General features: G+C 59.5%; 25 protein-coding genes and 1 tRNA gene. 17 read left to right on the top strand and 9 right to left on the bottom strand.

Translation table 11 applies throughout. The features are described from left to right. Window positions 1-251: 251 nt before the first annotated feature. From VL202_RS12245 to VL202_RS12230, 4 genes are all read left to right on the top strand, one after another. On the top strand, window positions 252-509 hold the full coding sequence (locus tag VL202_RS12245) for a glycine zipper family protein (RefSeq protein ID WP_325464390.1): 258 nt from the start codon (window positions 252-254) through the stop codon (window positions 507-509). Window positions 510-906: 397 nt separating this feature from the next. Next, on the top strand, window positions 907-2,454 hold the full coding sequence (locus VL202_RS12240; RefSeq protein ID WP_325464389.1) for an AbgT family transporter: 1,548 nt from the start codon (window positions 907-909) through the stop codon (window positions 2,452-2,454). 43 nt (window positions 2,455-2,497) lie between these two features. Beyond that, the gene (locus VL202_RS12235; protein WP_325464424.1) at window positions 2,498-3,700 is read left to right on the top strand and encodes a M20/M25/M40 family metallo-hydrolase; all 1,203 of its coding nucleotides are present in this window, start codon (window positions 2,498-2,500) and stop codon (window positions 3,698-3,700) included. A gap of 211 nt (window positions 3,701-3,911) precedes the next feature. Continuing rightward, the gene (locus VL202_RS12230; RefSeq protein WP_325464388.1) at window positions 3,912-5,747 is read left to right on the top strand and encodes an SLC13 family permease; all 1,836 of its coding nucleotides are present in this window, start codon (window positions 3,912-3,914) and stop codon (window positions 5,745-5,747) included. 96 nt (window positions 5,748-5,843) lie between these two features. Here VL202_RS12230 and VL202_RS12225 read toward each other — a convergent pair whose 3' ends face one another. Then, on the bottom strand, window positions 5,844-7,562 hold the full coding sequence (locus tag VL202_RS12225) for a hypothetical protein (RefSeq protein ID WP_325464387.1): 1,719 nt from the start codon (window positions 7,560-7,562) through the stop codon (window positions 5,844-5,846). Between the two features lie 520 nt (window positions 7,563-8,082). Here VL202_RS12225 and VL202_RS12220 point away from each other — a divergent pair. From VL202_RS12220 to VL202_RS12190, 7 genes are read left to right on the top strand one after another with little or no spacing between them, the layout of a single operon-like run. Then, window positions 8,083-8,628, top strand: a complete 546-nt coding sequence (locus tag VL202_RS12220; RefSeq protein WP_325464386.1) for a Na+/H+ antiporter subunit E — start codon at window positions 8,083-8,085, stop codon at window positions 8,626-8,628. Then, the gene (locus tag VL202_RS12215; RefSeq protein ID WP_325464385.1) at window positions 8,621-8,881 is read left to right on the top strand and encodes a monovalent cation/H+ antiporter complex subunit F; all 261 of its coding nucleotides are present in this window, start codon (window positions 8,621-8,623) and stop codon (window positions 8,879-8,881) included. Before VL202_RS12220 ends, VL202_RS12215 begins: the two co-directional genes overlap by 8 nt. A 5-nt stretch (window positions 8,882-8,886) precedes the next feature. Further along, a complete protein-coding gene (locus tag VL202_RS12210) occupies window positions 8,887-9,129 on the top strand; it encodes a hydrogenase subunit MbhD domain-containing protein (protein WP_325464384.1) in 243 nt (80 codons plus the stop codon). 3 nt (window positions 9,130-9,132) lie between these two features. Beyond that, window positions 9,133-9,480, top strand: coding sequence for a monovalent cation/H(+) antiporter subunit G (gene mnhG / locus VL202_RS12205; RefSeq protein ID WP_325464383.1), 348 nt, complete (start codon window positions 9,133-9,135; stop codon window positions 9,478-9,480). Further along, complete coding sequence (gene mbhE, locus VL202_RS12200) at window positions 9,477-10,175, top strand: hydrogen gas-evolving membrane-bound hydrogenase subunit E (RefSeq protein WP_325464382.1); 699 nt, start codon at window positions 9,477-9,479, stop codon at window positions 10,173-10,175. The genes mnhG and mbhE overlap by 4 nt, the downstream gene beginning before the upstream one ends. Before the next feature lie 16 nt (window positions 10,176-10,191). Next, window positions 10,192-10,560 (top strand): sodium:proton antiporter, encoded by a 369-nt coding sequence (locus VL202_RS12195; protein ID WP_325464381.1) that lies wholly within the window; start codon window positions 10,192-10,194, stop codon window positions 10,558-10,560. After that, window positions 10,554-13,649 (top strand): complex I subunit 5 family protein, encoded by a 3,096-nt coding sequence (locus tag VL202_RS12190; protein WP_325464380.1) that lies wholly within the window; start codon window positions 10,554-10,556, stop codon window positions 13,647-13,649. The genes VL202_RS12195 and VL202_RS12190 overlap by 7 nt, the downstream gene beginning before the upstream one ends. A gap of 57 nt (window positions 13,650-13,706) precedes the next feature. Here the strand turns inward: VL202_RS12190 and VL202_RS12185 are convergent, their stop codons facing one another. After that, entirely contained in the window at window positions 13,707-14,843 is a 1,137-nt protein-coding gene (locus VL202_RS12185; RefSeq protein ID WP_325464423.1) for an alpha/beta hydrolase, read from the bottom strand. A gap of 534 nt (window positions 14,844-15,377) precedes the next feature. Here VL202_RS12185 and VL202_RS12180 point away from each other — a divergent pair. The 4 genes from VL202_RS12180 to VL202_RS12165 all read left to right on the top strand — a co-directional run bounded on the left by VL202_RS12180 (window position 15,378) and on the right by VL202_RS12165 (window position 19,099). Continuing rightward, on the top strand, window positions 15,378-15,629 hold the full coding sequence (locus VL202_RS12180) for a hypothetical protein (RefSeq protein WP_414692844.1): 252 nt from the start codon (window positions 15,378-15,380) through the stop codon (window positions 15,627-15,629). A gap of 188 nt (window positions 15,630-15,817) precedes the next feature. Continuing rightward, window positions 15,818-16,315 carry a DUF1269 domain-containing protein gene (locus tag VL202_RS12175; RefSeq protein ID WP_325464379.1) on the top strand — a complete coding sequence of 166 codons (498 nt, stop codon included), beginning with the start codon at window positions 15,818-15,820 and terminating at the stop codon, window positions 16,313-16,315. Between the two features lie 231 nt (window positions 16,316-16,546). Next, window positions 16,547-17,566, top strand: coding sequence for an AI-2E family transporter (locus VL202_RS12170; RefSeq protein WP_325464422.1), 1,020 nt, complete (start codon window positions 16,547-16,549; stop codon window positions 17,564-17,566). A 387-nt stretch (window positions 17,567-17,953) separates the two neighbouring features. Beyond that, window positions 17,954-19,099, top strand: coding sequence for an AraC family transcriptional regulator (locus tag VL202_RS12165; RefSeq protein WP_325464378.1), 1,146 nt, complete (start codon window positions 17,954-17,956; stop codon window positions 19,097-19,099). Window positions 19,100-19,104: 5 nt separating this feature from the next. On the opposite strand, the gene VL202_RS12160 is transcribed toward VL202_RS12165, so the two are convergent. The 3 genes from VL202_RS12160 to VL202_RS12150 all read right to left on the bottom strand — a co-directional run bounded on the left by VL202_RS12160 (window position 19,105) and on the right by VL202_RS12150 (window position 21,105). Next, complete coding sequence (locus VL202_RS12160; RefSeq protein ID WP_325464377.1) at window positions 19,105-19,341, bottom strand: DUF6538 domain-containing protein; 237 nt, start codon at window positions 19,339-19,341, stop codon at window positions 19,105-19,107. A gap of 96 nt (window positions 19,342-19,437) precedes the next feature. Then, window positions 19,438-19,524: transfer RNA gene (locus tag VL202_RS12155), tRNA-Leu, on the bottom strand. 147 nt (window positions 19,525-19,671) lie between these two features. Next, complete coding sequence (locus VL202_RS12150; RefSeq protein WP_325464376.1) at window positions 19,672-21,105, bottom strand: phosphomannomutase; 1,434 nt, start codon at window positions 21,103-21,105, stop codon at window positions 19,672-19,674. Between the two features lie 212 nt (window positions 21,106-21,317). Between VL202_RS12150 and VL202_RS12145 the strand changes: the two genes are divergently transcribed. Continuing rightward, a complete protein-coding gene (locus tag VL202_RS12145) occupies window positions 21,318-21,782 on the top strand; it encodes a BA14K family protein (protein WP_325464375.1) in 465 nt (154 codons plus the stop codon). Between the two features lie 56 nt (window positions 21,783-21,838). Here the strand turns inward: VL202_RS12145 and VL202_RS12140 are convergent, their stop codons facing one another. Then, complete coding sequence (locus VL202_RS12140) at window positions 21,839-22,222, bottom strand: YqaA family protein (protein ID WP_414692847.1); 384 nt, start codon at window positions 22,220-22,222, stop codon at window positions 21,839-21,841. A gap of 58 nt (window positions 22,223-22,280) precedes the next feature. Continuing rightward, window positions 22,281-22,562 carry a SelT/SelW/SelH family protein gene (locus VL202_RS12135; RefSeq protein ID WP_325464373.1) on the bottom strand — a complete coding sequence of 94 codons (282 nt, stop codon included), beginning with the start codon at window positions 22,560-22,562 and terminating at the stop codon, window positions 22,281-22,283. A gap of 209 nt (window positions 22,563-22,771) precedes the next feature. Between VL202_RS12135 and VL202_RS12130 the strand changes: the two genes are divergently transcribed. After that, window positions 22,772-23,188, top strand: coding sequence for a DoxX family protein (locus VL202_RS12130; RefSeq protein WP_414692846.1), 417 nt, complete (start codon window positions 22,772-22,774; stop codon window positions 23,186-23,188). Window positions 23,189-23,261: 73 nt separating this feature from the next. On the opposite strand, the gene VL202_RS12125 is transcribed toward VL202_RS12130, so the two are convergent. Together VL202_RS12125 and infB are read right to left on the bottom strand one after the other, a co-directional pair. After that, window positions 23,262-23,504 carry a hypothetical protein gene (locus VL202_RS12125; protein WP_325464371.1) on the bottom strand — a complete coding sequence of 81 codons (243 nt, stop codon included), beginning with the start codon at window positions 23,502-23,504 and terminating at the stop codon, window positions 23,262-23,264. Between the two features lie 111 nt (window positions 23,505-23,615). Next, window positions 23,616-26,321, bottom strand: a complete 2,706-nt coding sequence (infB, locus tag VL202_RS12120; RefSeq protein WP_325464370.1) for a translation initiation factor IF-2 — start codon at window positions 26,319-26,321, stop codon at window positions 23,616-23,618. Window positions 26,322-26,396: the final 75 nt, after the last annotated feature.

Below are 26,396 nucleotides of genomic sequence, written 5' to 3'. Positions count from 1 at the left end.
CTCTCACCGTATGCGCGCGACATTCGGTTGCGATTGCCATGCTTTTCCGCGCCGATGTGTAAGGCGTTGCCGTGTTGCTGGCAACGGAGCAGGTATTGTCCTGTAACTGCCGTCGCTAAATTTGAACCTACAGCCTAGTTTCCGGATTCTAAGCTGATCACAGCCGAGCTTGCACCACTATATTCGCTAGGACGCCGCATAGGTTGCTGGTTCATTTCAGCGGATTGGCGACCATCACAGTGGAGAGAGCGATGAAAAAAGTGCTTCTGGTTTCCTTGGTCGGTCTGTCGCTTGCAAGCTGCACGGCAACTGAAAGGGGAGCGGGTGTCGGTGCCGCATCTGGCGCGATCATCGGCGGGGCAATTACCAACGATGTGCGAGGCGCTGCCGTTGGCGCGGCCATCGGAGGTGTTTCGGGTGCCGTAATCGGCAATGTGGCGGGGCAGCCCGGCCGTTGCTACTACCGCGATCGCAATGGCCGCCGCTATGTTGCGGCCTGCCCGCGCTAATTCAGCGAACGAGGCAGAAGCTGCCTCGTTTGAAGCGACAAAACGGTAACCAGCAATCGACCTACCGGTTCCAAACTCCGCTTTAAGGATCCGTTTGTTGCTCCCTCAGAGGTGACCGAATTCAGTTTGGCTTCGGGCAATGTGGCGGATATCGACAATGGCAAGCAGGGGAGGACATCCCGTCGAGACGCAGTACACGACGCATTGAATACGTGGGGAAACTGGTGCCGCGATCCGAAAGGCGCCCTTCAGCCATGAAGTCAATTTTCTAAACAGTCGGCGTCTGGAAGGCATCCGCACTGCGGATTGCCGCTATTCGTTTTGAACACTCGCCTATCCAGAGTTCAATTCCAGCGATCGCCTCGGGCGCAATTCTCAGACCTAACGGAGGCAAGACATGGCCACTGCCAATGCCGCATCGAAAACCACGATGCAAAGATTCCTCGACGGTGTCGAGAAGGTGGGCAATATGGTTCCCCACCCCGTCGTCATCTTCCTGATCCTGATCGGTATCGTCATCGTTTTGTCGGCCGTTATGGGCGCGTTGGGGACAGCGGTCACGTTCGAGCAGATCAATCCCGAGACGCATGCGATCGAGACTGCTTCGACAGGCATTCGCAGCTTGCTGAGTGTCGAAGGGATACGTTTCATGTATTCCTCGCTCATTCCCAACTTCATGAGCTTCACCGCGGTGGGGCTGATGATCGGTGCCATGATCGGTGCCGGGGTTGCCGAGGAATCCGGTCTGGTCACGGCCTTGATCCGCAAGCTCGTCATCGTCTCCCCGCGCTGGGCCCTGACCTACATCCTCGCCTTTGTCGGCATTCTCGCCAGCATCGCGGCGGATGCGGGTTACCTCGTCCTCATTCCTCTTGCCGGCGTCGCCTACCTTGCGGTCGGGCGGCATCCGCTTGCCGGCCTCGCCCTCGGCTTTGCCGCCGTGGCCGGCGCGTTCACGGTCAACATGCTGATCAAGCCGCTGGATGCGGTTCTGGTGGAATTCACCAACGATGCGGCGCGTCTGGTCGATCCGGCAGCCTCGATTGGCCTCGCGTCGAACGTCTGGTTCTCCATCGCCTCGGTGCTGTTTCTCACGGTCGTAATTGCCTTCATCACCGACCGTATGATCGCCCCGCGGCTGGGTGAGTACAAGCCGGACACATCGAACGGTGCCGTTCCGGACCAAGGCGCGACACTGTCCGCCGAGGAATCGCGCGGATTGCGGTTCGCGCTGTTCGGGCTTATCGGCCTCATCGTGGTTTTCCTCCTTCTGACGCTTCCGGCTGGAGCGCCGTTGCGCAATCCCGACACTGGCGAGTTGATCGGCAACTCGCCGTTTATGAACGGCCTTATCGCCCTCATTATGCTGGTGTTTCTGGTGACAGGCTGGACCTACGGTATCGGCGCGGGCACATTGCGTACCTTGGCGGAGGTGATCGCGGCGATCGAGAAGTCGATCAAGAACATGGGTGGCACCATCTTCCTGTTTTTCGTGCTGAGCCAGTTCGTCTCCTATTTCACCTATACCAACATCGGAACGGTCATGGCGCTCAGCCTCTCGGGCGTCCTTCAGTCTGCCAATATCGGCGCGCTGCCCTTGTTGCTCGGATTCATCATCGTGGTGGCCATCATCGATCTGCTGCTAACGGGCGCCATCGCGAAATGGGCAATCTTCGCCCCGGTCTTCGTGCCGCTATTGATGAAGCTCGGGGTCGAGCCGGAGGCCGTGCTGGCTGCCTACCGCGTTGGCGATTCACCGATGAACGCGATTACCCCGCTCAACGCCTACTTTGCTCTCGTCGTCGGCTTCGCGCAGAAATACGACAAGTCGGCGGGCGTCGGCACGATCGTCTCCCTGATGCTCCCCTATGTCGTGTGGATGTTCGTCCTCTGGACGGGTCTGTTTGCAATCTGGAAAGCGCTCGGATTGCCTTGGGGGCTGTGACGACGGCAGGTCACCAATCAAATTTAAATAATTGGAGAACATCATGAGCAACACCTCAATCCCCCTGGATGTCGCCGCGGCCGAAGAACATCTCATGCGGTTTCTTTCCGTCGAAGGCGTCACCGGGCAGGAAGCGAATATCGGCGCGGCCGTCTCCGAAGCTTTGCAGGCAATTGGCGTGCCGAAGTCAGCGATCCGTTTCGATGACGTCAACACGCGCATTCCACTTCCCACCGAAACCGGAAATCTCATCGTGGATCTTCCGGGAACGCGCCCGGGGCCGCGTCTTCTGTTCTCCACGCACCTCGACACCGTACCACTCTGCGCGGGCGCAAAGCCAAGGCGCGAGGGTGACCGCATCGTGTCCGACGGTACAACCGCTCTTGGCGGAGACGCCCGCACCGGCGTCGCGGTGCTCGTGGTGGTCGCCGAGACGCTTCTCAAGCACAAGCTCCCGCACCCGCCGATCACGCTGCTTTTCACCGTGCGGGAGGAGAGCGGGCTTCATGGGGCCCGCGAGCTGAACCCGGCCGATCTGGGTGGCGCGACGATGTGCGTGAATGTTGATGGCCAGAGTGCCTCGGACCTGATCATTGGCGCCGTTGGGCAGGAAAACTGGGAAGCGGTGATCACCGGTCGCGCATCCCATGCCGGCGTGGCGCCGGAAAAGGGCATCTCCGCGACGATGGTGGGCGCGATCGCTCTGGCCGAGGCACGGAATGCCGGTTGGTTTGGCAAGGTGGTCAAGCCGGATGGCCGGGGGACAAGCAATGTCGGCATCTTCGGCGGCAAGGACAACAAGCCAGCCGGTGACGCCACAAATGTCGTTACCGACTATACCTACATCAAGGGGGAAGCCCGAAGCCCGGAGGCCAGCTTCGCGACGAAAATCGCCAATGGCTACAGGCAAGCTTTCGCGAAGGCACAAGCCGAGGTGAAGGATCACGAGGGAGAGACGGCCGAGCTGACCTTCACTCAAACGGCGGCTTACCCGCCCTTTGAGCTGGGCAAGGATACTCCGATCGTAAAACGCGCCGCCAAGGCGATGCAGATACTCGGGATCGAGCCCGTCTATGTGTTTTCCAATGGCGGACTGGATGCCAACTGGCTCGACAAGCACGGCGTTCCCACCATCACCATTGGAGCCGGGCAGGCCGAAATCCATACCATCAAGGAGTATGTAAACCTCTCGGAGTTCGAAAAGGGTTGCCGCCTGGGCATCCTCCTGGCCACGCTTGACGACTAGTAGATTTGTAGGAAGCACGGCTTTCCTACCCGTGAGCCGCGACATCAGGTGCCGTCGGTGCTTTCGACAAGACAAGCTTCACCTGGTTTCCGGGTGAGGTCCGAGCGGCGATTTTGCTGCGTGCATGGGATGTATGGTGGTCTGCACCGTATGGCCTTGTGCCGCTCACGGTTTGGGTGGGTCAGGCAAGTCAGAACAGGGAGCGGAGCGTTTGAGCCCGATTGCATATACAGCCACCATTATCGCCGTCGTCGTCGTCCTGTTCGTCTGGAACAAGCTGCCGGTCGTCCTTGTCGCCATGGCCACCGCTCTGGCGCTATGGGCGACCGGTGTACTCACGATTGGTCAGGCTCTCGGTGGCTTCGGTGATCCGGCAGTCATCTTCATCGCGTCCCTCTTCGTCGTCAGCTCAGGGCTCGAGGTTACCGGCGTCACCGCCTGGGCCGGTCAGCTTCTGATCCGTGGCGCAGGGGAGGAAAGCCGCACGCGCCTTCTGCTTCTCACGATGGGGCTGGTGGCGCTGCTGACGGCGCTGATCAGCGTCAACGGCGCTGTTGCCGCATTGCTGCCAGTGGTGGTGGTCATAGCCGTCCGCCTCAAGCGCAACTCCTCGCAACTGCTGATGCCTCTGGTCTTCGCCGCCCATGCCGGTTCGATGCTTGCGCTGACAGGAACGCCCGTGAACGTCCTTGTTTCCGATGCTGGGACCGATGCTGGGATTGGTGGTTTCGGTTTCTTCGAGTTTGCTCTGGTGGGCGTGCCGCTTCTGGTCGGCACGATGGTGATCATCATTCTGTTCGGAGAGAAACTTCTTCCCAAGCGCGATGGCGCCACCATGCCCGCCGATTTCAGCCGCCATGCCAAGACACTGGTTGAGCAATATGGCCTCGCGAGCGGCATCTACCAGTTGCGTGTGCGGTCGAGTTCGCCCTATATCGGCACGTCGCCGTCCGGGATCGACCTCGCGGCCACTCCGGGTTTGCAACTTGTCGCCATTCAGGAGGGGGATACCGCCGGGCCGCTCCGCCGCCCTCTCATCGCCGAGGGTGACCATATATTGATGCGTGGCGATGCTGAGACCGCAGCTGCTTTTGCTGCGGAGAGGCATCTTGCGTTTCGCGACGAGAAGGCCGTAGGCCAGGGCGAAGAGACATTATTCAATCGCAGTTCGGGTCTCGCCGAAGTTGTCATCCCGCCGCGCTCGGGCCTCATTGGCGAAAAGGTGTTTCCGGGCATGGTCACGGAAAGCGGGGATCTCATCGTCCTCGCCGTGCAGCGGGCGGGTGAGGAAATTACTGCACGGAGTGCGACAAAGGATTCTGGCGGCATCGTGCTGCAGGCAGGCGATACGATGCTGCTGCAGGGAACATGGAAGGCCCTCGACGTTCATCTCGATGACCCCGATGTTCTGGTGGTGAACTCGCCCGAACTGGTCCGCCGCCAAGCCGTTCCCATGGGCCCGGGTGCGTATCAGGCCATCGCCATCCTGATAGCCATGGTTCTGCTTCTGGCAACGGGCGTCGTGCCGCCTGCCGTGGCGGGCCTTCTTGCAGCTGGTGCCATTATTCTGTCCGGAATCATGAACGTCGAACAATCCTACCGTGCCATCGGCTGGACTACCGTCATCCTTGTCGGTGCCATGATGCCGCTTTCCACAGCCATGGTGGAGACGGGCGCCGCCAAGCTGATGGCCGAGCACCTTGTTAATTTTGTCGGCGATGCCGGTCCCGTTGCCCTGCTCGCCGGGCTGTTCGTGCTGACGGCGATCATGGGGCAACTGATCAGCAATACAGCGACTGCGCTTATCGTAATCCCGATCGGCGTGGCTGCTGCGACGACAATGGGCATCTCGCCGCGCCCGGTTTTGATGAGCACGGCGGTTGCCGCCGCCGCCGCATTCCTGACGCCGATTGCAACGCCCACGAACCTGATGGTGATGGGACCGGGTGGATATGCCTTCAGCGACTATTGGAAGCTCGGATTGCCACTCCTGATCTGGTTTTTCGTTGTTGCCGTTTTTCTCGTTCCGATGATCTGGAGTTTCTGAGGGCAAGCGGCAACCGGCAGGCTTCACGTCATGCGATCTGCCGCCGGCAAGCCCCATGACGTCGCTCGGGTCTGAAAAGCTGAGCGTGGGATCGATCTACCGCGACCTGACAAGTCCGGAGAACCCGGCGACCGCGAGCAGGCTCAGGGCCCAGCCAATCACCGACTGGAAAAAGTAGTAGTTCAGCGTCATCGCTCCAGACGGCTTCATCGGGTTCGGTCTCCAGAAGTCTTTTTGCCCGATCGACAGTACCGGCAACAGAACGTCCAGTGAGTACATTACCGAATTGAACTCCGGGTAACTCGAAGCCTCGGGTTGATCGCGGAAACAGGAGAGCTGATTCTGGCCGGCTAATGCGCGTCCGGGGAAGACCTGGCCGCTCGACGGCATGTAGCGGCTTTCAGTTTGTTCAAGTCCGCACATCGTCCATTCAAGCGAGCGCAGGATGACCGGGCTGTTGGGCTTTATCGCGCCATTTCGCTGGGCGAAGGCGAACACGCCCGTACCAATTGCCCAGAACAGCATCAGCCAAAGCAGGGCCAGGAGAGGCTGACGCCCATAGCGGACGGTTATGGCCAGGATGCCGTCCCTGAACGCCAGGCCGGCGCGCAAGGCCGGATTTTTTGCGCGTGCCCGTCTTGCGCGCCGTTGCAACCGCTCCTTGGCGATAAGGACGGCGCGAGCATCCTCTTCATGGCCCATCTCCCCAAGCACCGTCGAAAGCTGTTCATAGGGCTGCGGCCAGAAATCCGATTTCCATCGCTCCGGCGCCTGGCGCGACAGCCAGTCGAGCCTGCTGGCCGCATCCACAGGACCGCCGATGATTGCACCGTACTGGCACCGGTTCATCAGCAGATCGCCGGTCTGCGGCCAGCTTTCCTGGTCATCGTCGATTGCACCGATCGTCGTTGCAGTGAGATCGAGCATGCCTTCGATAGAAGCACCCTGCCGCAGGAAGAATGCACCGTCGATGGCGGCATGATTGAGCCTAAGCGCATACCCGCCAGGCTGTGAGAGACTGGCCGAAGAGCAATCGATGTCTCCGCGGAAGCGGGCGCCAAGCAGCCTGGACTCGCCGACAATGGTCGCCCCTCTGAGAGCGAAGTCGCCGCCCGCCACGATCGCGTCGCCATTCAGGGCGACTTCACCGGGCCGCTCGATTCTGCCGCCGACCGCATTAACGTCTCCGCCGAGGCGCGCTGCCGACAGGTTGATGCCCCCTCGCACATTGGCGCCCCGCAAGAGAATGCCGCCCCTTGCGTCCAGGCCGCCGGCATCAAGGGCTATCGTGTCAGGGGAGATAATCGAGACACCATCGGCCTCGAAGCTGGCGCCGATGCGGGCCCCCGAAAACTTCATCTCTCCAGTGACAGTCGCGCCGCGAATCGAGATGCAGCCACGCGCCTCGAGCCGGTCGGCCTGCAGGCCTGGCAATACCGAGCCATCGAGGAACAAATTGTCGATGATCGCCGACCGAAGAATCGGAGAGGCTTCGAACCGGCAGTCCTTTAACCCGATGTCGCGCGGGATCCGGCAACCCTCGAGGTCGAGTGTGCCTGTCACCCAAGCTCCGCTGACCCTAACGCCCTTCTCGTGCGAATAGGAGTTGTTGTTGCCCAGAATAAGAAAGCGCAAAAGCTCCGCGCGCAACGTGCGCTCGGGATCGTCGCTCTCTGGCAGTAAGCCGTCACCCAGCCGGTCGAAATCACCGGAACTCAGATAGGCGACGATCTTGGTTTCGGCGGCGCTGAGCGGCTCGAAACGGGCGAGGCCGGGCACGGCGGTGGTGGCTCTGGCGCCCGCCTTCTCGTTCACAGGTGGAATATCCGTTTGGTGCCAGCCGATACCCGCCTCCGCACACCGCGCATTCCGGATTCCATTTTGCTTCCGTGACCTGGTCTGCTGGCGACGACGGCTTGTTTCGTCATGTGATCTTTCCTTTTGCGGTGGCAACCATCAGAAAACCAGGGGCCTCTGAAGCTTCCGTCGAGGGGATGGAATAGGACCTTCTTTCGTCAACCATGCCCGGAAGGCAGTTTCGGTTGGTTGTTTTGCGTTGGGTTCGATTGATTTATCCGTTTTCGGTTTGGGTCAAGTGGTGTGGCCCCCGGTCACATTCCGCCAACGCCAAAAAGCGTTGCGGTGCAATGACATATCGGACCTGTGGCGAAGTTTCTGGATTCTGTGCCGATCACAGCTTGATAGAGGCGGTGCTAAGCTTGACACCGGATTTACACTTTGTCGCAGCCGGTGAAGACGCTGGTCCGGCAAAAGTTGACAGCACCAGGAAACAAACTGCCGGACTGATTGGGCATTTTGAGTTCACGATCGCTTTTTGAAAGCCTCGGCAATGTCTGAAGACCAAGGAAAAATGCGAAGGCATGTGCCTGAACTGCCGCGAGGCTTGGTTTTTCTCTGGGTCCTTCTGTTTGTCCTCTGGCTCGTGATCAATGCGTCCGTGGAACTGCCGGTCGTTGCGAGCGGCGCGCTTGTATCCCTGGTCCTGTCGTGGATATTCCTTCGAAGAAGTCCTGTTTGGCGCATCGAGATGACGCCTCGCACGGCCTTCCATTTCCTTGCGTATACGGTTGTTTTCTTTGCCGAAATGGTAAAGGCCAACGTCGAGATGATACGTTATGTCTATGCACCGCGCATAGACATCCGCCCTGGCATCGTGAAAATCAACGTCCGACTGAGATCGCCGATCGGCAGGCTGGCGCTGGCCAATTCGATTGCGCTCACGCCTGGTTCGCTTGTCATGGACGTCACGGAAGACGCGATGTTCATTCATTGGCTCGACGTCAAGACCACGGATTCGGAAAAGGCGACCGAGATGATCGCCGGCCCGTTCGAAAAACATCTGGGGGCGGTCTTTGGCTGACATCTTCCTTCAGATCGCGGCTGTTTTGATCTTCTTCAGCATCGCCTTCGGAGTGTTGCGCCTGATCATCGGGAAGACGGTCGTTGATCGCGTCGTCGCCATCGACATGCTGACAGTGGTTTCGATCTCGATGATCGCGCTTTACGCCCACGTGTCGGGACGTTTTCTCTATATCGACGTTGCCCTCGTCTACGGGCTGCTGAGTTTTCTGGCTGTCCTCGCCATCGCCCGTTTTCTGGAAAAAGGGCCATAGTCATCGTGCTGGAACTCCTGATTCTGTTGGTCTGCGGCGGCATTTTGGTGAGCGGTCTTCTGGCTGTTCTACTGAATAATCTTATGGCGGCGATGATCAGCGCCGGCCTCGCAAGCCTGTTTGCGGCGGTTTCCTATGTGTTGCTGGCCGCACCCGACGTGGCCATGGCGGAAGCGGCGATCGGCTCGGGTCTTGCAACCCTGATTTTTCTCTACGCCATCCGCAAAACCAACGGCGGAAAGGAGTGAGACATGGCTGAATTGATCGGCAGCATCGTGATCCTGACCGGTGCGTTTTTTCTTTTCTCCGCTGGTCTCGGCCTTCTGCGCATGCCTGATACCTTTACCCGGATCCAGGCCGGCACGAAGGCTTCCACCCTCGGCAACATCCTGGTTCTTGCGGGCCTCGGCATCTACCATCCCGACTGGGCGTTCAAGTTGCTGATCGTTGCCTACTTCATCATGATGACCAATCCGCTGTCGTCCCACGCCCTGTCGCGGGCGGCCTACGCGATCCGCACACCCATGACGCCGACCACAATGTTCGATGCGCTGCGTGATGAAAACGAGAGGATGGAGAAGGAGGATATCGCGCCATGAAGCGTGCTTTCACTCTTCTGTTGCTCGTGGCGTTCGGCCTGGTCTTCGCCGGTCTTGTTGGCGACTACAGCGAACGCCAGACGTTGTCCTCCCTGGCGCAATACTATCTGACTGAAGTGCCCCGCGAAATTGGTGCTCCAAATGTCGTAACGGGCATTCTGATCTCGTTTCGCGGCTTTGATACACTGGGCGAAGTCGCGGTGCTTTTCATGGTGGCGGCAAGTGTCGGTATTCTTCTCGGAGGCAGGGAGAATGAACTGGAGCATCCCCCGGTCGCAGCGGGAGAGCAGACGGTTGGTCCGAGTGAACTCGTGCGAAACGGTGCGGAAGTGGTGCTGCCGCTGATTTTTCTCTTCGGTGCCTATGTCATCATGAACGGCCACCTTTCGGCGGGCGGCGGTTTCCAGGGCGGTGCCGTCGTCGCCTCCGGCGTCATGTTGTTCATGCTTGCCTATCCCCGTGGAACGATCAGCCATCGCTTCCTCAGCATCACTGAATCACTTGCAGGCGTTCTATATGTCTCCATCGGCATGCTGGGAGCGATTTTTGCGGGGGGCTTCCTCGATAGTAGAATCTTGCCACGCGGTGATTTCGGGACGTTTGTCAGCGCGGGTGCGATCCCGGTCATATCAGCCTTGCTCGGTATCAAGGTCGGTGCGGAGTTGAGTGTCATCATCGACCGGTTCCGCAGTTAAGGGGAAAAGCATCATCATGGGATTGCCGGTATCGCAGATACTTCTTGCCACAGGCTTTGTCCTTGTGCTGACCGGTCTCTGGGGCATCCTCAGGCACCGCAATATCTTGCGCATCATCATCGGATTTTCGCTTGTGGACACCGGCCTGCACATTGTCATGGTGGCAACCGGTTACGTCACTGGCGGGAGCGCACCCGTCATCGAGACGCTTTTCGGTCCGGGAAACGTCGCTCCGTTGTCGGTCGATCCAATTCCTTCGGCGCTGGTCGTAACCGCCATCGTCATCGGTTTTTCGGTAACCGCCGTCATGCTGTCGTTCGCGATCCGGCTCTACCAGACAAATAAGACTCTTTCGATCGACGCTCTCACGGAGTCGAAATGGTAGACAGCTTCCTGCAGCCGCTGAACATCTTTCTGCTCGGTCTCGGGGGCGGCTTTCTCATTCCGTTGCTATACCGGATCGCCAAGCCGCTCCCGGCGGTGGCGTTCGTCGCCTCTCTCGTGGGAATGACGCTGATTTCCGTCGTCTGCCTCTGGAGGCTGCACAACGGCGCTCCGGTCTTCGAGGTGCTGACGGCCGGGAGCCTTCCGCCGTTTTCGATCAACCTGCGCTTCGGCCCCGCGGAAGGCTTCTTTTCCCTTTGCGTCAACAGCATTGCGTTGCTTGGTGCATGGCATCTCTGGGACCGCTTGCGGGCGAGCTATCCGGCATTGCTGCTCTACCTGATCCTGATCATGGGCATCAACGGCATGGTGATGACCCGCGACCTGTTTAATCTGTTCGTCTTTCTGGAGATCGTGTCGATCGGGACCTATGGTCTTTTAGGATTCGAACGAACGCCTGCGGCACTTGCCGCAAGTTTCAAATATATCATGGCGACGGTGCTCGCCTCGTCCTGCTTCCTGCTGGGGTCTGCTCTTCTTTATCACGTCACCGGGACGCTCAATATCGATGAGATGATTGCCAATCGGGCGCTCATCACCGGCCCGATCGGAACGACGGCGTGCCTTTTCGTGCTTGCCTGCCTGGTGATCGAATTGAAGCCGTTCCCGGCGAATGGCTGGGGTCTCGATGTCTACGAGACGGCCAACAGCGGCGTTGCCGCGCTTGTATCGGTCGGCGTATCGGCGGGCGTATTCTTCGCTCTCTGCAAGTTGCTGCCGCTTTTTGAAGACTACCTTGGCATCCTCGCCGTTTCAGGCGGCATAACCTTCTTTTTCTCCAACCTCGCCGGTTTGAGGCAAAGCAACGTTCAAAGGATGCTCGGCTATTCCTCGATTGCGCAGATGGGGCTCCTGTGCCTGGCGCTTTCGTTGATGCATCAAACGGGCGTGCAGGAAACGTTGCCGCTGGTCGCGGGCGGCCTGTTTGTCAACCATCTCTTCGCCAAGGCCGGGCTGTTCTGGCTGGCCGGCGTGGTCAATCGCAAGGAGATCAACGGCTGGTCCGACATTGCCGGTCGTCCGCTGCTTTTGTCCGTCTTCGCCCTTCTTCTCGTCGCGATTGCCGGTCTGCCGCCGTTTCCGGGGTTCTGGGCGAAGTGGGAGCTCGTCATGCAGATCGCGGCAGGCGGGCGATACATCTGGATTGCTGTTATCCTGGCAGGGTCGCTGCTCGAAGCCGCCTACATGTTCCAGTGGTTCAAGCAGGCCATGCGCCCCGCTAATGAGGGAACGCCGGTGACGCCCGGTCTTGCAAAACTGGTGCCGGTGATGGGTTGCGCCGTGTTGCTGGCGGCAAGCGGCTATACCGCGGCGGCTCTTGCGGATGCCGCGTCCCTGCTGCTTGTCGCGCCGCTTTGCATCGGCCTCGGTCTCTACGCCCTCGATTGGCTTCCGGGCCGCGTCAAATGTGCCTTGCTGCTGCTGGCGGTGTCCTTTGCAGGATACTGGATCGCGCGCGACATCGAGGGTATGAGCCGGTTGTTCGCAGTGCTGCTCACGACCGGGGGGCTGGTCATCGGCTTTGCCGGTTTCTACCGCGCGGATGCGCGACCCGGCTTCTATCCGATGATGGCGATCCTGCTGCTGTCGATCGTCAGCCTGCTGCGCGCTACGACCAGCCTCGAATTTTTCTTTCACTGGGAAATCATAACGCTCTCCTCCTATTTCCTGATTACACTCGGGCGTGGCGCCCATCCCTATGCGCTGCCCTTCCTGCTGTTTTCGCTGGTGTCGGCGTTTTGCCTTCTCGCGGGCTTCGGCATGGCGACAAGTGCGAACGGAACCACGGCGCTTGCGGCATTCGCCACCGCAGGCCCTGCTGCTGCACCTGCCTTCATGCTGCTGGCGATAGGCTTTCTGATCAAGGCAGGTGCTGTCGGCGTTCATGTCTGGTTGCCCGGGGCCTATGCCGAAGCCGATGACGATCTGTCGGCTATGCTGTCTGCCGTCATCAGCAAGGTTGCCGTGTTCGGCTTGTTCATGACCACATACCTTGCTATCCGCTCCGAAGTCGGGCTGGAGATGGCGCATGTGATGGGCTGGATCGGCGTCCTGACGACGATTGCCGGTGCGATGATGGCGCTTCAGCAGAGCGACATGAAACGTATGCTCGGCTATTCCAGCATGAGCCAGATCGGTTACATCATCACCGCGATCGCCCTGATGAGCCATCTCGGCTGGGTAACGGCCTTCTACCTTGTCGCCAATCATCTGATGGTCAAGGGGATCCTGTTTCTCGCTGTTGCCGGTGTCATCCTCCGAGCCGGGACCAGGTCGCTTGAGCAGACCGGGGGCCTTGCCAGGAAAATGCCGCTTACGTTCGTGGCCGCTATCGTCGCTCTGGTCTCGATGTCGGGACTTCCGCCTTTGGCCGGTTTCGGCGGAAAATGGCTGCTCATCAGCGCGATGATGGAGAAGGGCTGGTACGGGCTGGTGATCTGTGCCGTCGTGGCGACATTCCTCGGCTTCCTCTATATGTTCCGCCTGGCGCATTCCGTCTTCCTGGCCTCACCACGCGGGACACGCAGTGACATCCGTGAGGCGCCCCTGCCGTTGCTCTTGCCGCAGTTCGTCCTGCTGGCAGGCATCCTGATCCTGTCCTTCTTTCCCAAGCTCCTCATGGATCCCGTTTCCGAAGCGATCGACCCCTATTTTGCATCCACGCTGGTTTGGCAGGGCATGTCGCTGGAAACCATCTACGGTTATTGGAACCCCGTCCCTGTCATGGTCGTCACCGTGGCGGCTGCGGCGCTGCTGCTGGCTGTGTTTCTGTTTTTCTATAGGAGGGGACGGGGTCGTTCAACTCCGGTCGGCATCGCCCGTTTCTTCACGTTCTATCGTGTTGCCTTCACGCCCCTCGTGACACCGGTTGCAAACGCATTCTGGGGCGGGATATCCGATCTGACGATCGCTGCTGGAGGTATGGTTCGAAGAACTTACACCGGCAACGGCCAGACCTACGCAATGCACGTTCTCTACTATGTCATCGCCCTGTATGCGCTCGGCATATACGGTTTCTCGATCGATTGATCCGGGTTGGAATTCGATAGGAAAAAGTGCGAGCCCTTTTTCTCGGAAAAGCAGTCTCTAACGGCTGGCGGTAACCTTTGTCATCCCGTCCAGAATGCGCGCCGGGAGAAAAATAACCAGCGATGCCGCGCCCTTGATGACGGATGCGCCATCGGCAAAAATGGCCTTGTTCGCAGGTCCCTGATCGTCCCTCAGCAAGCTGCGCATCAACTCGTTGTTATTGACGACATCCATCAGCGTCTGTGAACTGGCGAAAACGTTGTGGGTGCCGCCATCCGTGTCGGAGGCATCGAGAACGGCGATCTCATTTTTTTGAAGCATGGCGATGTCAGAACCGCTACCGACGCGCGGATGGCCGCCCGCCAGACGTCTGGAAATACCGAGTGCCCGATCCCGTCGCGAAACAACGATGGTAAATGGTTTGGGGAGCGCGCCGATGTCGTTCACCTGGCTCTGGAATACATCGACATCGATATCCGGGGCGGCAAGCACCACGCCGCCTATTCGCTCCAGGGTCTTGCGACGGCCGGTCATCGCCAGATCGCGCAGGGCTTCCATCACGACATACGACCCCATGGAGTGTCCGACCAATAGAATTCTGCTCGCTTTCGTCTGCGCGGCAATTTCGATCGTCTCGGCAAGCCCACCTCGGCCGAAGATGGCGCTGTCGCGGTCGAAGACGTAGAGCGGAAGCGAGCCGCCCGATGGCCACGCATAATGGAGCGAAACCGCCCTGATGTTGTAGTCATATGCAATCTGGGCGCTTCGAAAAACGCTGTCGGCGATGTTGTTGTTGTAGCCGTGGATAAAAATGACAATTTCGCGGTCTTTCGGCACGCGCTGCGCGAGCGCCGCATCCAGCTGTGCGATAAATTGTTTTTTTCCATCGATCGGCCGGTATGCCTGTGCGGCAAAATGCCGGGCCGGATCCGGCGTGCGGCCGCTTGTCTCAACCGTGCCGGACACGTGGTTTTGGGGGATTCCGATGTCGAACTGCGCAAAATTCAGCGCCATCGATCGCCGGGCGGAATAGGGCAGGGAAGGATTGTTTGAGCGATCGCGCGTGGTGGCGAGATAGATGCTTTCTGTCGATCTCGGCACTGCTCCGGAGGACGCAAGCGGCCCAATCACGGCGCGTGGTCCGCCACAGCCCGCGAGCGATATCAGGACGATCAGAAGTGCATACAGTCGCATGATAAAATTGACTCGGCTTGAGTTGGCGGACAAGCTTCGCAATTCTATGAACTGCAATGCGTCGGATGGGCAACCGGCTGACAGTGTTATTTCGTACATTTCCAAACTGTCGGAAAGTAATTGTGTTTTTGTGGACACGCTGATGCGCGGCTTCAGTTCACTGGTCCACGATGTATGCATTTATGGGCAGCGAAATCTGGACGTAACGCCTGGGTGCGGGATTCTATGGTGATCCCTTCGCGGCTTGAACCGCACTATAGTGCCGAAGCAGCCACTCGGTTTCGGGTTTCTGAGCAACGGGGAAAGTTTGCGGAAGGTTGAGGAGGGCACCATGTCTTCGGCTTCTGCACAACCCAGATCAATTGTAGTGATCAGGATGCGATCAGGATTAAAGCGTGCGTTGGGTTCCGTTGCTGCGAACGGTTGCCAGCGCAAAGGGAACGCTCGCGCCAGCTATCAGGTCCGTAAAGGTCTTGGCGGCCCTCCTCAGCGCAGTCACCGGTCTTCCTGGCTGCCGGATCGACGCTCCCTGGTATGTTGCCGATTATTCGCGATCCATTCTGGTCACCGCTTGCCTTCACAGTGATCGGCGGGCTGGTTGTGGCGGCTGCACTGACGCTGATCTTCCTGCCGGCGCTCTATGTTCTCTGGTTTCGCATTCCTGCCGACCCGGAACCCGCCAGGGACGAGGCGGTCTGCCGCACCCCCTGGCCGCTGGCAGCTAAAGGCAAAGGTCTCAGGACAATTCCACCACCTCCACAGATCGATCATGGCGACCCAGTATGAGGACAATGGTCGCTATCATTGTTTGTCGTTTGGTGGCGCAGGACGTGTATTGATTCAACTGGAAGGGCGCCACAAAAAGAGACGCGATGCACAGTCGCAGGATTCTGCGCTAATTCCTTCGGAGCATTCGGCGATATGATCTGAGCCTGCGTTTTGCGCGTGTTCGGAGTTTATTCATTGGAGCAGCCATGTCTGATTTGATTGCAATCGTTTACCCCACCGAAACGAAAGCTGAAGAGGTACGCCAGCGCTTGTTCGAGCTGCAGAAAGAGTACCTGATCCAACTCGGCGACGCTGTCATTGCAGTCAAGGCCGACAATGGAAAAGTGAAATTGAATCAATTGGTCAACACCACGGCTGCGGGTGCGACGTCGGGCAGCTTCTGGGGATTGCTCATTGGCATGCTGTTTCTCAACCCGCTCGTGGGTGTGGCCGTTGGCGCAGCATCCGGTGCCATCGGCGGCGCTCTGACAGACGTCGGCATCAACGACGCCTTCATGAAAGATCTTGCCAGCAACCTTCAGCCGGGTAACGCAGCGTTGTTCGTTCTGATCCGGGAGATGACTGCCGATAAGGTCCTCAAGGAAGTATCGAGCTATGGCGGCGTGGTCCTCAAGACCTCCCTTGACGAAACAAAGGAACAGGTTCTGCGCGACGCATTGCAAAAGGCCACGCCAGCCGAATAGTTCCGGGCCATTCGACGCCAGCATCCAGCCCGAAATCACGTTTGACCGAGGGCACACCGCCAAGATGGCTGTGGAGCGGTGAAGAAGCGGTTCCACAATGTCGGTGGGCAATCCCGCTGACCGTGGCGTCAGCATGCGCTGATGCCACCAAGCCTGGCGTCCGGCTACGCCTTTCCGATGTGGCTGAAGAACCTCCGAGGTGAGACCATGGCAAAAACGGGTGAAGAGCCAATGGCCGGTTCGCTGGTGACCGGAATTCTTGTCCTCGCCCTGTTTCATTTCGCGCAGTCGATCATTGCGCCGCTTGTGGTCGCGCTGTTTATCATCGCGCTGGTCTGGCCGTTTCAGTCCACATTGGAACGCAGGCTTCCCAAGCTCGCAGCTTTGCTTGTTACACTGGTCGTCACCGTCGTGGTCATCGCTGCCGTTGGTTCATCGGTGGCATGGGGTTTGAGCAAACTCGGCCATTGGCTCTTTCTCAATGCAGATCGGTTCCAGGCTATCTATATCGATTGGACAGGTTGGCTAGAGGAGCATGGGGTTGCTGTCGCCGGACCTTTGACCGACCGTTTTGACGTGAGCTGGCTTGTCAGATTTTTGCAAAGCATGGCAATACGGGTCAACAGCCTTGCCGGGTTCGCCCTTCTCGTCTTTATCTTCGTCATGCTCGGTCTGCTCGAGGTCAAGGATTTCAATGCTCGGCTTGGCATGCCTGCGGCGCAACCGTATGGCACGCGCATGCTCGTCGCAAACCGCGAGATCGGCTCGAAACTGCGACGCTTCATGATGGTACGCACGTTCGCCAGCGTCCTCACCGGTCTCGTGGTCTGGGGGTTTGCGCTCGTCGCCGGGCTGGAGCTTGCCGCGGCTTGGGGCGCGATTGCATTTGCGCTCAACTATATCCCGTTTCTCGGGCCGTTTGTCGCAACGGCATTTCCGACCCTCTTTGCGATCGCCCAGTTTGAGTCATGGCAGATGGCCGTTCTCGTCTTCATGAGTCTCAACCTTATTCAATTTATCATTGGCAGTTACCTGGAGCCGCGATTAACCGGAGCATCCCTGGCGATATCGCCCTTTGCCGTGATGTTTTCCGTGTTTTTCTGGAGTTTCATGTGGGGCATTCTGGGCGCCTTCGTCGGCGTGCCAATGCTGATTGCGTTCATCGTCTATTGTAGCGGCATGCCTTCGCGTCAATGGATAGCGACATTGTTGTCGGGCAAGGCAAGGATGGAACCTGTTGGCCCGCCCTGAAAATCGCCCTGCGCGGATGGAACGGCAAGGAGGGTGAGTGAATGATTTTTCTCTTAAATAAGCCTCTGTGATGCAGTCATCAAATATTAACCAATCGTGCTTCATTGAGGTAAATAATGCTTTTCCGATCGAAAAAACACGTTATGGTTGACGTGCGTACTGGAAATAGGTGCTTTTGCCTCGGAGGCCATTTCCTCACCTGATGCATTGCTTCGTCGTAAAGCGCGAATGGCATTCTATTGCCTTTCTCGTGATGGCAGCCCTGGCGTGAGGTTGATCGCCTTCTTCCGATTTGATTACACCCCGGCGGGACGCCGGATCGAGGCGCGATACGACTGAACTGAATGACGAATCGGCCCATGTAGCTTCCGGATTGGGGGAGAAACGATGCGAACCGAAGAACACAGTATGCGTGCCTTTGACGCCAGTCCCATGCCGGCATACGGGGTGCCCGATGCTCAACATCCCCGAGCACTGCGGGCAGAACATCGGGTCGAGGTGGCACCGCATCTGCCGTCCTTCGAATTTTCGGTTTCAGGGCTTGCTCGATCGGACCAGTTCGCTGCCTGGCATGACACTTTCGCACCTATACTCGAATTGACAGAAATCAATGATTCAACCAGCGAATTCCATGGCGCACAGGTGCTTTGGGATCTGGGGAGCCTCGTCTTCGCACAAATCATCACAGACGAACTGGCGTTCACCAGCCTTCCCGGACATGTCAGGCGGGAGCCGCTTGACCACTGGGCGATCACGCTATTGCTGTCGGGAAGGAACAGGACAGATTCCGAGAGAAGGACGTTTTCAGGTGGTCCGGGTGAGGTTCAAATTCATCCTTTTGGTCGCCCGTTCGCCGGTGATATCTCGAAAAGCGAGATGCTGATGCTGTTTGTGCCCCGTGATTTCAGCCACGAAACGGCGGTTGCCCTCAGTTCGGCGGAGCTGTCGAAGCTCGGGACTGGAATGGGCAGTTTATTTTCGGACTATTTGATCGGGGTCGCCAATCGGCTGCCTCTGCTCACGCAAGACGATCTGCCTGGGCTGGTTGCTGCCACGCGCGCTATGATCCTTGCCTGCGTGTCGCCGTCAACCGAAAATATCGAGGACGCGGCGGAGCCGATCACGGGGGTGCTTCTCGAAAGAGCTCGGAAAATCGTGCAGACGCATCTGTTCGATCCGAGATTGGGCGTCGAATTGGTGCGGCGGGAACTTGGCGTCTCTCGCACAAGGCTTTACAATCTTTTTGAGCCCTTCGGCGGCGTAATGCACTACATTCAGCATCGCCGTTTGCTCGGCGCGCATTCGGCCCTCGCTGATTCTGACGACCACCGACTTATTCTGAGAATTGCCGAAGAGCATGGTTTTTCGGATGGTGCCGAATTCAGCCGGGCCTTCAAGCGGGAGTTCGGCTACAGCCCGAGCGAGGTGAGGAAGGGAGGTCAAGGCGCCGTGCCACTTCCGCGAGACCGGAGCTTGGTGGAATGTGCAGCCGGGGAGCGGTTGAGCGTGCTCCTGCGCCGATTGCAGGGCTAGAGCCTTCAAGGCGGGCGGCTGCTCGACGTTCCGCAAAAAAAATCGGGCTCGGGCGGCAATAAACTGATCTTCAAGCGCGACAGTTTTTCGAGCAAGCCTGATCTGGCTGTCGTGAGATCTTTCGTCCGCGAGGAAATGACAACCAGCTGCCAGCAAAAGGTCCGCGCGAGATCGCGCGGCACCCGCATCCGGCAATAGAAGGTGCTGTTGTGCACCATCAGCCGTTCAGGCAGTGTTTTCATGCTTTGAGTGCCCCGACTATAACACGCGCTGTTACAGCTGGGACATTATTGATAAGCACGAAAGTCCCTGAATAAGATCAGGGGCTTAGAATGGAATGGTGCCCAGAAGAGGACTCGAACCTCCACACCCTTTCGAGTACCAGCACCTGAAGCTGGCGCGTCTACCAATTCCGCCATCTGGGCGACGGACGGGGATGTACGGGGCTCACGTGCAGGTGTCAACAGGGTTTTTGAACTTTTCTTGAAAGGTTCAGGGAAGATGGCATTAAGTTATTGTATGGAAACGATATTTACGAGAAATCATTTCCGCTGGAAAGACCCTGCGCGCGCTTATCCCCGCTGTGATCCGAACGCGCGAATCCGGGCGAGGCCCTGTTCAAGCAATGACTCGGCCTTGTCTGCGGTTTCGGCCTCCACATAGCAGCGCATTTCCGGCGCGTTGCCGGATGGGCGGAAGTGGATAATGCTCAGATCCGACAGCGTCACGCGCAATCCGTCGATGTCGCTCACCGATTGCGGCGTCCCGATCGGCTTCAGGAAAGCGGAAAGATTGTCCATGCCTGCACGCAGATGGGCCATTAACGCTGCGCTCGTTTCAAGCGGGAAATTTTCGATACGGTCGGCAAGCGCCACCGGCAGGGCAATGTCCGTCACGATTGACGAGAGAGGTCGCTGGCGATGTGCGGCAAGCGAAAGGAGTGCCAGCACCGGCAGGAAGCTGTCGCGCGTCGGCAGGGCCTTCAGCACCGTACCGTTGAGCATGAAGTCCGTCGCCGTCAGCGTGCCGCCATTGGCCTCGAACCCGACGACACCCGTCTTGCCGTCACGCGCGGCGTCCTGCATCGCCTCGATGACAAACGGGGAACCAACACGGGTGCGCAGCACCGAAAGCCCCTCCTGGCGCTCCAGGCCGGAATTGGAGGTGATCGGCGTCACGGCAACCGTTGCTCCGACGAATTGCGCGGCGATCAATCCGAGCAGGTCGCCGCGCAGGGGCAGGCCGGTCTCGTCGCTGACGAGCGGGCGGTCACCGTCACCATCGGCCGAAACGATCGCATCCAGCTTGTGTTCGCTGGCCCAGCCCTTGAGCAGGCCGATGGTGGCGGGCGAGACCGCTTCCGTGTCGACCGGGACGAACTCAGCGGAGCGCCCGAGCGGAACGACGTCGGCGCCGTAATGGGCGAGAACCTCGACGAACATGTCGCGGGCCACCGTGCTGTGCTGGTAGACGCCGACCTTGAGGCCGGACAGGGCGTCTCCCGGCAGGATTGCCTTGTTGCGGGCGAGAAAAAGGCTTTCGGCTTGCGCCACATGATCCTCGGCCTGTCCCGGCGTCGCATCGATCGCGGATGCCTGCGCCCTGAATGCGTCCGCGGCAGCACCGATCGCCTGCTCGTCGGCCTTGGCGATCTCGCCGTCCGGGCGATAGAATTTTATGCCGTTGCGGTCTGCTGGGATATGCGAGCCGGTGATCATCAGGCCGGCGGCGCCCTTCTCAAGGCCGTAGAGTGCCAGCGCCGGGGTCGGAACCGTGCCGCAATCCTGAACCGTCAGGCCGGCGCGGGCGAGCGCACCAGCGCAGATTGCCGAGATCGATGGGCTGGAATCACGAAAGTCGCGGCCGAGCAGGATGGGATCGCCGGGGCTGGCTTGGCCGGAGGACAAAAGGTATTGCGCGAAGGCGGTTGCGTAGAGGGCGGCGGCCGGACCATTCAGGTCACTGGACAGGCCGCGCAGGCCGCTTGTTCCGAATTTCAAACTCAATGGATTCTCCGTCAGGCTGACAGTTTTTTGAGTGGGCATTGCGTGACTTGATCGAAATAGTGGGGCATTCTGGATTTTCAAAAGGATTGGACGTCATCGGACGCGGAAATACGCAGTCGGGGAAAAATTGTGAATAAAACAAAAACACTGATCGTCATATGGAGCAGGGACGGCAACCGAAGCAAACCCTTTTGGGAGAAATGAGGACACAAATGGCGGGATTTAAAGGTTTCGTTGTTGGTTGCGTGCTCAGCGCAGCCTCCATCATCACACCTGCGGCGTCCACGCAGGCGTTTCCACTTTCACCGTCCGATGCGAAGATCGAGCGTCTGGCGGATGTGCAGACGATTGCCAGTCGCGGCCACCGCGTGCCGGAATATCGCGGCGGACATAATCGGCATTACCGGCCAGGCTATGGTTATCGTCCATACCGGCCGGCATATGGATACCGGCCTTATCGGCCGTATTACGGTTACCGGCCCTATCGTCCATATTACCGGCCGTACTACCGCCCGGGCGTCAGCGTCTATGTCACGCCACGACCCTATTATAACCAAGGGTATGGCGGCTCGCACGTGGACTGGTGCTTGGCCAGATACCGTTCCTACAATCCGGCGACCAACCGTTTCCTGAGCTATGGCGGCGTCTACAAAGTCTGCAACTCGCCATATCGCTGAAAATCGCTCCGTGGCAGGAGCGGCGCCGGGATTCCGCCGCTTCTGGTTACGCCCGTTCAGACGACAATGGCATCCCAGGCCCAAAGTATCGCGGCATAGCGCGCCGCCTTGCCGGCCGTGACATAGACGAGGAAGACGAGAAATGGCGTTCGCAACAGCCCGGCCGCCAAGGTCAGCGGATCGCCGATGACCGGCAGCCAGGAGAACAGCAGGATGGGCTGGCCGAAACGGGCAAACAGCATTTCCGCCTTCTGCCGGTTTGCCGGGCCGACAGGAAACCAGCGGCGGTTCTCGAAGCGGGTGAGAAAACGGCCGAGCGTGTAATTGACGACTGCGCCGAGCACATTGCCGGCCGTGGCTGCCAAGAATAGGGCGAAGAGAGAGGCGTTGGGAAGGCTGGCGGTTGCAAGCAGGGCCGCCTCCGATACGCCGACGAGCAGGGTTGCCGACAGGAACGCGGCGCTGAAGACGCCGAACAACAGGCCTATCGTCAAGGCGTCAGGTCCGGTCCGTATGGCCGAGATCGCGATCCGGCTCGATGATGTCGCGAACGCGCTGCTTCAATTCCTTCGGTCCCGGAAAGCCGCCGTCGCGCTTGCGCTCCCAGATCAACGTGGCATCCACGTGGATCTCGAAATTGCCGCCGGTGCCGGGAATGAGCGCCACTTCACCAAGGCTATCACCGAATGTCGAGAGCAGTTCCTGGGCCATCCAGGCCGCGCGCAACAGCCAGTTGCACTGGGTGCAGTAGAGGATCGTGATGCGCGGCTTTTCGTTCATGGCTGTTTCCGTGGTTTCGAACGGGCGGACGTTACCGACCGGGGGAAGGCGCCGCAACCCCACGCATCTCTCACGACAATGTCAACTAAGTTTATCAGGTTCCAGCCGGCCGTGCCTTGTCCCTCGCGGGTTTCGCAGCAAGAAATGCTGCATTGCAAACGTTCAGAGGACGCACCATGACAGACATCACCTCCACCCGCCCGCCGGCGATGATTCCCGCCCTGCAACGGCTCTATCTGCCGTTCGACACGACCGCCGAGACACTGCTGCGCGTGATCGCCGGTGTCCTGCTCGTCACGCATGGCTATGGCAAGATCATCAATCCGTTCGGCGCCGCCGGCATGGTGGAAAGTCTCGGCTTCTATCCCGGCGTCTTCTGGTCGCCGTTGCTGGCCGCCACGGAATTCTTCGGTGGTATTCTCGTCGCGCTCGGCCTGTTTACCCGCCCGGCATCCTTCGTCGCGATGATCGTGCTGCTGGTCACCGTCTATTTCCATGGCATTGTGCGGGGCGAGGGCCTTGGCGGCGCGGAAAAGTCCATCCTCTGGGCGGCGATCTTCCTGTTTTTCGCCATTCGCGGTTCGAATTCGCAGTCGGTGGACGCCAAGCTCGGCGGGCAGATCTGAGTTTTTCGGCGCCGCGGCTATTGCATAATTCCTTAAATCGGAATCGATTTGAGGATAAAATTATGCAGCATATTTAAAGCGTTACAGCGCAGATCGTCATTTTTGACGCGCGGCGCTGTAAAGTGTCGCGGCGCCATTTTCCAATCGAAAGTTTCAGCGGCTTGTAGGTATCGACATCGATCCGGCCAGCTTTGAGCAGGTCGATTGACGTGCCATCGGCAAAGCCAGTGGCAGCAACGATATCGAACCCTTCGACGCTGCAATCGGTCTCGATCTTGGCCTTAGTGCCTGTATCAACCGATGAACCACCCAGCACCGCCGGAAGCTGTATTATCGCAAACCTCGCCGGATGCTGCCCGGATGCCAGACAGCAAAATGGCGGCCGAAGCCGCCATTCTGAAAAGTGTGAGGTTCAACCCGAAGGCCATTACAGCGTACGGGTGATATGCTCGACGCGGAAGCACTCGATCGTGTCGCCGGCGCGGATGTCTTCGTAGTTCTCGAAGGCCATGCCGCATTCCTGGCCCATCGGCACTTCGGAGACTTCGTCCTTGAAGCGCTTGAGAGTCTTGAGCTTGCCTTCGTGGATGACGACGTTGTCGCGCACCAGGCGAACGCCCGCACCACGTTCGACCTTGCCTTCGATGACGCGGCAACCCGCGACCTTGCCGGTCTTGGTGATGTTGAACACTTCCAGGATTTCGGCATTGCCGAGGAAGGTTTCGCGTCTTTCCGGAGAAAGAAGACCGGACATCGCCGCCTTCACGTCATCCACCAGATCGTAGATGATGTTGTAGTAGCGGATTTCGATGCCGGCACGCTCGGCAGCCGTGCGGGCCTGTACGTTGGCACGAACGTTGAAGCCGATGATGGCGGCGTTCGAGGCTTCCGCCAGCGAGATATCGGATTCGGTGATGCCACCGGCGCCCGAATGAACGATGCGTGCCCGGACCTCGTCGGTGCCCAGCTTGTCGAGAGCGCCGGCAATGGCTTCGATCGAGCCCTGAACGTCGCCCTTGATGACCAGCGGGAATTCCTTCAGGCCGGTATTCTGCAGCGTCATCATCATCTGCTCGAGCGAGCCGCGCTGGCCGGACGCACGGGCAACCGCCTTGTCGCGGGTCAGGCGCTGACGATATTCCGAGATTTCGCGGGCACGGCTTTCATTCTCGACGACAGTGAACCGGTCACCTGCCTGCGGCGTCCCGGAAAGGCCGAGGATCTCGACCGGAGTAGCAGGGCCGGCGGACTTCACATGCTCGCCCTTGTCGTTGACCAGCGCGCGCACGCGACCCCACTGGTCGCCGGCAACGATGATCTGTCCGGGAGACAGGGTACCCTTCTGGACGAGCACGGTCGCGACCGAGCCGCGACCACGGTCGAGCTGGGCCTCGACGACGGTGCCTTCGGCGGAGCGGTCCGGATCGGCCTTGAGGTCGAGAATTTCCGCCTGCAGCAGGATGGCCTCGAGCAGTTTGTCGAGGTTCATGCGGGTCTTGGCCGAAACTTCGACGTCGAGCACTTCACCGCCCATGGATTCCACGAAGACTTCGTGCTGGAGCAACTGCTGGCGTACCTTGTCCGGGTTTGCCTCGTGCTTGTCGATCTTGTTGATCGCAACGATGATCGGAACCCCGGCAGCCTTGGCGTGGCTGATGGATTCGATCGTCTGTGGCATGACGCTGTCGTCGGCCGCGACGACGAGGACGGCAATGTCGGTCGCCTGCGCACCGCGGGCACGCATCGCGGTGAACGCCGCGTGGCCGGGGGTGTCGATGAAGGTGATCTTGTTGCCGTTCTGCTCGACCTGGTAGGCGCCGATATGCTGCGTGATGCCGCCGGCTTCGCCGGAGACGACGCTCGTCTGGCGGATGGCGTCGAGCAGCGAGGTCTTGCCGTGGTCGACGTGACCCATGATCGTGACGATCGGCGGACGCGATACCATCGCGTTGTCGTTGTCGGCATTGTTGAAGAGGCCTTCTTCCACATCCGATTCCGAAACGCGCTTGACCGTGTGGCCGAATTCGCTGGCGATGAGTTCCGCGAGGTCGGCGTCGATGACGTCGCCCGGCTTCATCATCTGGCCTTCCTTCATCAGGTACTTGATCACATCGACGGCCCGTTCGGCCATGCGCTGCGACAGTTCCTGAATGGTGATGGTTTCCGGCAGGATGACCTCGCGGACAACCTTTTCACGGGTTTCCTGCATCTGGCTGCGCCGAAACTTTTCTTGCCGGCGGCGCATGGCGGCCATGGAGCGGCTGCGCGGATTGCCGTCGTCGGCAAGCGCGGCCGTCAGCGTCAGCTTGCCCTTGCGGCGCTCCTCTTCCGTCTTCGGACGAGCCGGAACCTTGGCCGCTTCAGGACGAACGACCTTGCCACGCGCCGGAGCAGCAGCGCCGCCACGGTTTGGACGCGCCTCGGCATCTTCCGTTTCCGATTTGCGACGGACACCCGCCGGCGGTATCACCGTCGTCGTGGTCGCAGGCTTTGCGGTCTGCTGTGCTCGGGCCAGATCTTCCGCCTTGCGGGCCGCGACGGCGGCGGCCTGTGCTTCAGCGGCCTGTGCTGCTTCCGCTGCGACCTTTTCGGCTTCGCGTTCAGCCGGCGTACGGGCTGCTTCCTCGGCTGCGAGGCGTGCAGCCTCTGCCTGCTCGGCCTTCAGGCGCTCGGCCTCTTCGGCCTGGCGGCGTGCTTCTTCGGCGGCGCGGCGCTTGGCGTCTTCAGCATCACGGATCTGGGCTTCGGCCAGCGCACGGCGGCGGGCGTCGATCTCACCAGCCGAAAGCTGGTTGAGAACCACGCCGACACGCGGGCGATTGTTGTTGTCCTGGCGATTGTCCTGCTGGCGCGGCTGTTGCTGCGGGGCAGGGCGCGACGCCTGTTGCTGTTGCGCGGGCGCCGGGCGCGGCTCGGGAGCGCGTACGACGGGAGCAGGCGTTGCAACGATCGGTGCAACCGGCTTTTCGTCTTCCGGCCGCATCGGGCGCCGCTTGCGTGTTTCGACCACGACTGCCTTCGTCCGGCCGCGACCCATGTCCTGCCGAACAGTTCCCTGACTGACCCCGGAGGGCTTCAGGGTCAGCGTCTTCTTGGCTCCGCCGAAGTTCTTGTCGTCGTTGTTGTCGGTCATTCCGTTCCGTTCCTAAGATCAGGGCCGGATGCGTATCACCAGACCCCGCCGTTCGATTTCTTTTCTACAATCGCG

It is taken from the genome of Pararhizobium sp. (genome assembly GCF_035497515.1).
Lineage (GTDB): Bacteria > Pseudomonadota > Alphaproteobacteria > Rhizobiales > Rhizobiaceae > Pararhizobium.
The sequence above is the reverse complement of the archived record's forward strand: the minus strand, read 5'-3'. Positions and strand labels throughout refer to the sequence as shown.

What these genes read in the sequence shown, in the direction of transcription:
- VL202_RS12245 (WP_325464390.1), top strand. Translation starts at nt 252, where the DNA reads ATGAAAAAAGTGCTTCTGGTTTCCTTGGTCGGTCTGTCGCTTGCAAGC.
- VL202_RS12240 (WP_325464389.1), top strand. Translation starts at nt 907, where the DNA reads ATGGCCACTGCCAATGCCGCATCGAAAACCACGATGCAAAGATTCCTC.
- VL202_RS12235 (WP_325464424.1), top strand. Translation starts at nt 2,498, where the DNA reads ATGAGCAACACCTCAATCCCCCTGGATGTCGCCGCGGCCGAAGAACAT.
- mnhG (WP_325464383.1), top strand. Translation starts at nt 9,133, where the DNA reads ATGGCTGAATTGATCGGCAGCATCGTGATCCTGACCGGTGCGTTTTTT.
- mbhE (WP_325464382.1), top strand. Translation starts at nt 9,477, where the DNA reads ATGAAGCGTGCTTTCACTCTTCTGTTGCTCGTGGCGTTCGGCCTGGTC.
- VL202_RS12195 (WP_325464381.1), top strand. Translation starts at nt 10,192, where the DNA reads ATGGGATTGCCGGTATCGCAGATACTTCTTGCCACAGGCTTTGTCCTT.
- VL202_RS12190 (WP_325464380.1), top strand. Translation starts at nt 10,554, where the DNA reads ATGGTAGACAGCTTCCTGCAGCCGCTGAACATCTTTCTGCTCGGTCTC.
- VL202_RS12185 (WP_325464423.1), bottom strand. Translation starts at nt 14,843, where the DNA reads ATGCGACTGTATGCACTTCTGATCGTCCTGATATCGCTCGCGGGCTGT.
- VL202_RS12180 (WP_414692844.1), top strand. Translation starts at nt 15,378, where the DNA reads ATGTTGCCGATTATTCGCGATCCATTCTGGTCACCGCTTGCCTTCACA.
- VL202_RS12175 (WP_325464379.1), top strand. Translation starts at nt 15,818, where the DNA reads ATGTCTGATTTGATTGCAATCGTTTACCCCACCGAAACGAAAGCTGAA.
- VL202_RS12170 (WP_325464422.1), top strand. Translation starts at nt 16,547, where the DNA reads ATGGCCGGTTCGCTGGTGACCGGAATTCTTGTCCTCGCCCTGTTTCAT.
- VL202_RS12165 (WP_325464378.1), top strand. Translation starts at nt 17,954, where the DNA reads ATGCGAACCGAAGAACACAGTATGCGTGCCTTTGACGCCAGTCCCATG.
- VL202_RS12160 (WP_325464377.1), bottom strand. Translation starts at nt 19,341, where the DNA reads ATGAAAACACTGCCTGAACGGCTGATGGTGCACAACAGCACCTTCTAT.
- VL202_RS12145 (WP_325464375.1), top strand. Translation starts at nt 21,318, where the DNA reads ATGGCGGGATTTAAAGGTTTCGTTGTTGGTTGCGTGCTCAGCGCAGCC.
- VL202_RS12135 (WP_325464373.1), bottom strand. Translation starts at nt 22,562, where the DNA reads ATGAACGAAAAGCCGCGCATCACGATCCTCTACTGCACCCAGTGCAAC.
- VL202_RS12130 (WP_414692846.1), top strand. Translation starts at nt 22,772, where the DNA reads ATGATTCCCGCCCTGCAACGGCTCTATCTGCCGTTCGACACGACCGCC.
- infB (WP_325464370.1), bottom strand. Translation starts at nt 26,321, where the DNA reads ATGACCGACAACAACGACGACAAGAACTTCGGCGGAGCCAAGAAGACG.